Below are 7967 nucleotides of genomic sequence, written 5' to 3'. Positions count from 1 at the left end.
CATGAAATACGGTATTCTGATGTGACAAAACCTGAATCCTGGTCGTTAAAGTGTTTGTTTGCACTCATATTTTAACTGTTAGGACTCAGGTTTTTTTATTTAAAGCAAACTATGGGACAGCAGTGAGGTTCATGCCTCGTTTTTTATCTATATGTTATTAAAACTGGATCACCAGATAAGATAACATGCTCGCCAGTGACAACATTGGAATATAACGATAGATCTGTACAATACCGTTTTCAAATGCAGAAGCCTGTTCTTGTTTAAACTGCACGACAGATGCTTTTAATGCTGACCAGAAGCATAGTACGAATAAGGTACTCATCATGCTAATGGCAAAGAAACCCACCATAATCTGGCTGCTGCCTTCAGTGGTCTGCCATAAATGCAAAATTCCTTGGCTGGCTGGAAGAATGCTTAAAACCAAAAGAACAGATTTCAGCATCGACCAATGAAACTGGTTTATTTCATCCGACAATATTAATGCTTTCATACCATTCTCCTTTGGCTAAAAAAGGGCCATTAAGAATATTATGAGCTATTTTTTGTAAATAGAAAGTCTATATTTATTCACATTTTACGATAATTGTAATAGATAAATATGGGAATAATTCTTATTATAACTATCAAATCATCAATATTATAGTAATAGCATTAAATTCAGTTATTTATATTATATTTTATGATTGAGAGTTATTATCACTTCACCCAATATTGAAACAATCAATCAAGTGAAGTGATATATTCAATAACCTACTAATTTATAATAATTATCAGTTAAGGTTGGTAATAAATATCAGCATCAGTTCCTTCGCCACCCGCCTGTCCATCAGCACCAAAAGAATACAAGTCGAAGGCACGGCCGTTAGTTCCCGGAATCACGTATTGCAGGTCATTATCCCAGCTGTCTTTTGGATAACCACCTTTCACATAGCCGCCTGGGAGCCAGTTCTTCGCTGTTGCCGGCTGATTTACCAGCGCATCCAGACCACCTTCCTGCATGCTTGGATATTTGCCATTGTCCAGCTTATATTGATCCAGTGAACCCGCAATACTTTGCAATTTGATGACTGTGGTATCCACTTTAGCCTTTTCACCGCGTCCCATTACATTTGGAACAATTAGGGCCGCAAGCACACCGAGAATAACAATAACCACCATTACTTCAATCAGGGTAAAACCTGAGGCACGATGTGCACGTAACTGGCTCACACGTACGGTAGGTTCAACAGCTGTAGTTGAAGGGTCTATGGCTTGATTTGGATTCCTTTTCATTCAATATCTCTCATTCATCTTTAGAAAGTTTCAGGCACTTTCAATTCTTTGTAGACGTTACACATGTTATTTAAATCATATTATTCATATTGACGATTGGCAGCATCACTGCGATCACAATTACCAGCACAATACTGGCCATGAGTACCAGCATCAGCGGCTCTAGAAGTGCGAGTAATGTCGAAATCAGCGTGGTCACTTCCCGATCCTGCATGGTCGATGCCCGTTCCAGCATACGATCCAGCTCCCCCGAGGCTTCACCACTTTTGATCATTTGTACCATCATCGGGGGGAAATAACCACTACGTTCCAACTGGGTAGCCAGGTTCCCGCCTTCAGTCACTTTTTCAGCAGCCAGATTAACCGAATCCCGGATCACCCAGTTATTACTTACCGCCGCTCCAATGCGTAAGGCATCTACCAAAGGTACACCGGACTGGGTCAGAATCGATAGAGTACTGGCAAAACGGGCAGCATTAATACCGCGTGATAATTTTCCGAATAAAGGTAGTTTCAGAGTTAGACGATCAAAAGCATAATGCCCAGCGGTCGTTCTTAAAAACCGTACCAGAAGAAAAATACCTACCGCACTCCCTATCAATAAAAATGGCCACGCGATCCGGATAAAATCGCTGGCTTTCATTAAAGTCACTGTAATCCAAGGCAAGGCATCTTTACTTTGATCAAAGGTCTTGACGATATCCGGTACTACATAGGTCATCAGACCCATCACAATTGCAAAAGACATCAAGAGCAAAATAATCGGATAGATCATCGCCCCTTGAATCTTTTTCTGCATAGCAAAACGATTTTCGGTATAGTCAGCTAACTGATCCAAGATCAGGTCCAAGTGACCAGAACGTTCACCAGCCGCAATGGTGGCAATATACAGCTCTGGAAAACGTCCAGACTGTTGTAGCGCCTGAGCCAAGCTATGTCCTTCCAGCACTTTAGAACGTACTGACATCAGCAGATTTTGCACATGAACTTTTTCGCTCTGCTTGCCAACGGCGCGAATAGCTTCTTCCAGCGGAATTGCGGCAGCGACCAGTACCGAGAGTTGTCGGGTCATAAGAGCCAAATCATAAGCAGTAATGCTTTTTTCAAACCATTTGCGACGGTAGTGCTGGTCTTTTTTCTCAACCGGATCTACAGAGACCGGAATTAGCGCCTGATCCCGAAGCTGTTGCCGGATTTGTCGTGCTGAATCCCCCTCAAGCACGCCTTTTTGCTGCTTCCCTGAAGCGTCAAGCGCAGTAAACTGATATGCAGGCATTGTAATGCTCTAATTTTCCAAAATTTTGCTTAACGCTGTTGCGTCAGACCATCAAAATCATTCATATTCTTCAATATAAATTATCTGCTCACTCTAACATAACTGAACTTTGAGCACGACGAAATTTCATCAGGACCCACTCTGTTACTATGCCAAATTCTGTTCCCGTTACTGCCCCTATTTATCGTGTTCGTGTTGCAGTGCCGGTGCATCTGTTTGACTGTTTTGACTATAGCTTGAGTCAGGAACAATATCAGCAGGCAGAAGTGGGTGCCCGAGTCGCGGTTTCTTTTGGCCGGCAAAATCTGGTCGGCGTGATTACTGAAAAATTACCGCTAGATGCTCCGATTGATCCCAGTTTCAAACTGAAAGCGATTACCGAGCTTTTAGATGACCGTGCCATTATCAATTCCCAGGTTTTAAGTGTATTGACCTGGTCAGCACAGTATTACCAGTTTCCTATCGGGGAAGTGATCCAGACTGCCTTACCGACTTTATTGCGTCAGGGCAAACCTTATAACCTGCTGGCCCGAAACTGGAAATTGCTGGATCATGAAGCTGAAGCCAAAGTTCGGCGTTCCGAGAGGCAACAGGAAGCTTATCGGATTCTAAAACTGCATCCGGTGGGAACAACTGAGAATCTCTTAAATCTGGCCGGAATTGAAACTGCGACTTTAAAAGCGCTCGAAAAAAAAGGGATTTGCGAATGTGTCCTGGAAGCACAGGATTTTAGCCCGCAACCTGTACAACTGGCCCAGATGCCATTAACAGCCAATCCAGAACAAAAGCATGCGATTCAGCAAGTACTGAAATACCGCAAGCAATATCAGGCCTTTTTACTTGATGGCCTGACTGGCAGTGGCAAAACTGAAGTCTATCTTCAGATCATGGAACAAGTACTTAAACAGGGCAAGCAGGTACTGGTACTAGTACCTGAAATCGGACTGACGCCACAAACCATTAGCCGCTTTCAGTCCCGTTTCCATTGTCATATTGCCCTGCTTCACTCTGGCCTGAATGACAGTAAACGCTTACAAGCCTGGCAAGCCGCTGAAACCGGTAAAGCGTCCATTGTGCTTGGCACCCGTTCTGCGATCTATACACCGATGCCGAATCTGGGTTTGATCATTCTGGATGAAGAGCATGACCTGTCTTTTAAACAGCAGGAAGGCTTTCGCTATCATGCCCGTGATGTGGCATTGTACCGGGGACATTTACAGCAATGTCCAGTCCTCTTGGGTTCGGCCACCCCCAGCATTGACAGCTATGCGCTGGTGCAGCAAGGCAAAATGCAGGTGCTGGAACTGAATCAACGCGCGGGTACAGCACTAATGCCAAAAATCCATATTCTGGATTTAAAAGTGGCACCAAAGCAGCATGGCATCAGCCTGCATCTGATTGAAGAAATCAAAAAACGCCTGGCCAAAAAAGAACAGGTGCTCATTTTTCTGAATCGTCGTGGTTATGCACCCGTATTGATCTGTGGCAGTTGTGGTTGGCAGGCGCAGTGTCCGAACTGTGATGCCAATTTCACTGTGCATCGGCAACCTTATCAGCATCTGCATTGTCATCACTGTGGCACCATTCATCGTATGCCTGAACAATGCCCGCAATGCCAGCATCAGGAGTTGGCTACTTTAGGCATGGGGACTGGAAAAGTTGAAGAACATCTGAATGAGCTTTTTCCAGATTTTGAAGTGATCCGGGTCGATCGCGACTCAACCAGCCGGGTTGGCAGCTGGCAGAAAATCTATGACAAGATTCAGAAAAGTGAGCCTGCGATTCTGCTCGGTACCCAGATGCTGGCCAAAGGCCATCATTTTCCTTATGTCACGCTGGTTGCAATTTTGGATATCGATTCTGGTCTTCTTAGCGTCGATTTCCGGGCCACAGAACGTACAGCACAATTGATCGTACAGGTCGCAGGTCGTGCAGGACGTGGGGAACATAAAGGGGATGTATATTTACAGACCCTAAGACCTGATCATGCGCTGCTGAATACCTTAGTCACTGAAAATTACCGCGCTTTTGCCAAGCAGACTTTGACCGAACGGCAAATCGCCCAGATGCCTCCTTTTCGTTATGCCGTGCTGATTCGCTGTGAATCCAAAGATCAGGCACAAAATACCGAATTCTTACAGAAACATGCTGCCCTGCTCAGGCAATATCCCGATCTGGTGCTGGACATCTGGGGTCCCATTCCTGCCCCGATGGAACGCAAAGCCGGACGCTATCAATCCCATATGGTGCTATTGTCCGCAGACCGTGCCCGTTTGCATTATTATGTCCGTAGCTGGTGGCAAAACCTGTTACAGGATAAGCCATCCAATATGAAGCTGACACTGGATATCGATCCACAAGAACTCAGCTAAAATATTGAGACCATCTTCATTTGATAAAGGCTCAACTTTAAGACTGGATGAAAATAAAATTTAAGGCGGAAAAATGTCGATACTGTTACAAATAGCGCTGGTTCTGGCGATTGCACTGTTCATGGTGCCACTGAGCCATAAACTCAGACTGCCAACAGTGCTGGGCTATTTACTGACAGGTTTAATCATTGGGTCGAGTGCCTTAGCGCTGATCTCTGCGCCTGAGGTGATGCAGACTTTTATTCAAATCAGCCTGTTGGCCCTAATGTTCTGGATTGGCCTACAACTCAGACCACAACGAATTCTTCAGCTTAGACAATCCCTGTGGTTTATGGCCATTTTACAGGTACTGAGCACGACCCTGATTTTTGGCCTGCTGGCCTGGTTCTTTCTCGATCAGAATCTGGTTTCCAGTATTGTTATCGGAATGGCAGGCAGCCTCTCTGCCATGACGTTGGTCACGCAGTTTTTAAACAATCAGCAACAACTGGCGACCAGTTATGGTCAATCCGCTTATGCCAACACTCTGATTCATGCACTGATTGCAATTCCTGTCATTGCAGCAATTCCGCTCTTTGCAGGCGTCAGTTCAACAGAACATGGCATAGCTTATTTTGCTGCCATGATGGCTACCTTTACTGGCTTATTTCTATGTAACCGCTATTTCATGCAGCCGCTTTATCGCTGGATTGCCAAAAGTGGTCGTCATGAATTGCATAGCATTATTGCTATTGTCATTTTCCTGGGCTTACTAGTCCTGATGGATACGCTGGGACTGAATCTGTACCTGGCAGCATTATTTTCCGGTATGTTACTGGCAGATTCTGATTTCCGGATTTCGATTGAAAAGAGTCTGCAGCCTTTTAGCGGTTTATTGATTGGGTTGGCTTTTATCAGTCTGGGCATGTCATTGCAGTTTGCCGATGTACTGACTCAACCCGTATTGATTATTGCCGGAACACTTTCGCTGATCCTGATTAAATTTGTGATTACCTTAGGATTGGCACGTTATTATCAGCATAGCTGGCGCAACAGTACGCTACTGGCTGCCAGTGTGGCACAAAGTGGTGAGTTCGCTTTTCTGGCACTCATCATTGCACTTTCGCAGCAGATCATTACTCCCACCCTGCTCTCCCCATTAATGTGGATGGCAAGTATATCCATGCTACTCACACCGGCACTTTATTGGTTATTGCATAACCAGATTCTGCCACGACTGGATCAGCAAAATCATTTGGCAGCGACCTTTGACATTGAAAGCCTTCCACCAAATACCTCACCAATTTTATTAATCGGTTTTGGCCGTTTTGGCCAGATCATTGCCCGTATTTTGCTGCAACAGCAGCAAAAATTCAGTGTGATGGACAGCAATATCGAAGCAACTGAATTGCTGACCTCTTACGGTATTACCTTCTATCAGGCCAATGCGACTGAGCCAGAGGCTTTAGCTCAGGCACATCTGGATACGGTTCAGCATGTGATTGTCGCCATTGATGATATTGAAGATTCACTGCTGACCATCCGACATCTGCGATTAAATTATCCTGATATGTCTTTATGGGTACGGGCACGTGACCGGCATCATGTCCATTTACTTCAGGAGCTGGGCGTGGAACGAATCTGGCGAGAAACCTATGCTTCTGCACTAGAACTAAGTCAGTGTCTGCTAGGTCAGCTGAGTGGGTTGTCTGAAGAACAGGCGCAACAAAAGATCCATGAGTTTCATACTCACGATGAAAACCTGCTCAATAGTCAATTTCATCTGGATACGGAGAGTCCGTTTAATTTCGCAGGCTCAAGGAATACACTGGCAGAACTGGAGCATCTTCTTGCTAAGGATCAGCTAAAAAAAGCACCAGAACAGGATACGGACACGCAACAGGACAACAACGCTTCAGGAATTGATGCCATAAGAGATGATCTGGCATAACTTGTGTTTTACAATAATGCCACCATTAAAGCAGGGTTATGGAGAATTTTATGTCTGATTTACGCCAACGCTTTTTTATTGAAGATAGCCCTGTTCGTGGTGAAGTGGTGCATCTTGAAGAAGCTTTACAAACAATTTTGGCCCAGCGTGACTATGCGCCTGCAGTAAAAATCCTGTTAGGTGAAATGCTGAGCGCCACTGCACTATTGGCCAGCACCCTGAAAATTAAAGGGCGTATCAGCCTACAAATTCAGGCTTCAGGCACATTTAAATGGGCAATGGCTGAATGTAACCATCGCGGTGAAGTACGTGCACTGGCGGATTACGAAGAAGATCCACACTTTCAGGCAGCAGAAGATAGCAGCACAGTTTTAAAATCACTGACTAATCCAGTGCTGTTTATCAATATCGAGCCTGAATTTGGTGAACGTTATCAAGGTATTGTTCCGCTTGATCAGGAAAATCTGGCTGGCTGTCTGATGCAATATTATGACCTGTCTGCCCAGATTCCGACACGTATCGTGCTGGCCAGTGATAACAATCGTGCAGGTGGTTTGCTGATTCAATTGCTACCGCGTAACAGTGAAGAAGAACAACGCCGTGTCGATGAAGACTTATGGCCACGTCTGACCATGCTGACTGAAACATTAAAAACAGAAGAACTGGTCACTCTGGAGGCCAATGAAATTCTCTATCGTTTATATAACGAAGAAGAAGTGCGCTTACCAGAAGTAGAATATTTGCAGTTTGGCTGTACCTGTTCTAAAGAACGTTGTGCGATTGCCTTACAGCAGATTGGTGTAGAATCGGTTCGTGAAACTTTAGAATTCCAGAATCCAATTGAGATGGACTGTCAGTTCTGTAATAGCCGTTATATTTTTACGGCTGAAGAAGCTTTGAGCCTGTTTGGTGAACACCTCAGTTAATAACCGCCCCTGCTCGACTCAAAAAAGCACTCAATATTGAGTGCTTTTTTCATTTTATATTTTGTCCCGTCCTGAAATAAGTTTACACCTTAAGAGACTTATTTTATGGAACATGCACAAGAACAACGAGTTAAACGCACACAACGTGATTATAGCTTCGCCTTTAAAATGATGGTTGTACATGAAGT

The 7967-nt window shown here is 44.5% G+C and carries 6 protein-coding genes; 3 read left to right on the top strand and 3 right to left on the bottom strand.

What is annotated here, in order from left to right; genetic code table 11:
- Window positions 1–157 precede the first annotated feature (157 nt).
- The 3 genes from FTU72_RS15685 to gspF form a co-directional block, all read right to left on the bottom strand.
- Window positions 158–493, bottom strand: a complete 336-nt coding sequence (locus FTU72_RS15685) for a hypothetical protein (RefSeq protein ID WP_034705833.1) — start codon at window positions 491–493, stop codon at window positions 158–160.
- Between the two features lie 284 nt (window positions 494–777).
- Window positions 778–1275, bottom strand: a complete 498-nt coding sequence (gene gspG, locus FTU72_RS15680; RefSeq protein WP_005232473.1) for a type II secretion system major pseudopilin GspG — start codon at window positions 1273–1275, stop codon at window positions 778–780.
- A gap of 70 nt (window positions 1276–1345) precedes the next feature.
- Entirely contained in the window at window positions 1346–2551 is a 1206-nt protein-coding gene (gene gspF, locus FTU72_RS15675; protein WP_034705070.1) for a type II secretion system inner membrane protein GspF, read from the bottom strand.
- A gap of 149 nt (window positions 2552–2700) precedes the next feature.
- Here gspF and FTU72_RS15670 point away from each other — a divergent pair, with 149 nt between their 5' ends.
- The 3 genes from FTU72_RS15670 to hslO all read left to right on the top strand — a co-directional run bounded on the left by FTU72_RS15670 (window position 2701) and on the right by hslO (window position 7779).
- The gene (locus FTU72_RS15670) at window positions 2701–4923 is read left to right on the top strand and encodes a primosomal protein N' (RefSeq protein WP_180018224.1); all 2223 of its coding nucleotides are present in this window, start codon (window positions 2701–2703) and stop codon (window positions 4921–4923) included.
- A 73-nt stretch (window positions 4924–4996) separates the two neighbouring features.
- Window positions 4997–6853 (top strand): cation:proton antiporter, encoded by a 1857-nt coding sequence (locus tag FTU72_RS15665; RefSeq protein WP_180053099.1) that lies wholly within the window; start codon window positions 4997–4999, stop codon window positions 6851–6853.
- A gap of 50 nt (window positions 6854–6903) precedes the next feature.
- Complete coding sequence (gene hslO, locus FTU72_RS15660; protein ID WP_180053100.1) at window positions 6904–7779, top strand: Hsp33 family molecular chaperone HslO; 876 nt, start codon at window positions 6904–6906, stop codon at window positions 7777–7779.
- Window positions 7780–7967 lie beyond the last annotated feature (188 nt).

Source organism: Acinetobacter sp. YH12137, assembly GCF_013418535.1.
Lineage (GTDB): Bacteria > Pseudomonadota > Gammaproteobacteria > Pseudomonadales > Moraxellaceae > Acinetobacter.
The sequence above is the reverse complement of the archived record's forward strand: the minus strand, read 5'-3'. Positions and strand labels throughout refer to the sequence as shown.

Bases quoted from the DNA above. Each gene is read 5' to 3' on its own strand.
- FTU72_RS15685 (WP_034705833.1), bottom strand. From the start codon at position 493: ATGAAAGCATTAATATTGTCGGATGAAATAAACCAGTTTCATTGGTCG.
- gspG (WP_005232473.1), bottom strand. From the start codon at position 1,275: ATGAAAAGGAATCCAAATCAAGCCATAGACCCTTCAACTACAGCTGTT.
- gspF (WP_034705070.1), bottom strand. From the start codon at position 2,551: ATGCCTGCATATCAGTTTACTGCGCTTGACGCTTCAGGGAAGCAGCAA.
- FTU72_RS15670 (WP_180018224.1), top strand. From the start codon at position 2,701: ATGCCAAATTCTGTTCCCGTTACTGCCCCTATTTATCGTGTTCGTGTT.
- FTU72_RS15665 (WP_180053099.1), top strand. From the start codon at position 4,997: ATGTCGATACTGTTACAAATAGCGCTGGTTCTGGCGATTGCACTGTTC.
- hslO (WP_180053100.1), top strand. From the start codon at position 6,904: ATGTCTGATTTACGCCAACGCTTTTTTATTGAAGATAGCCCTGTTCGT.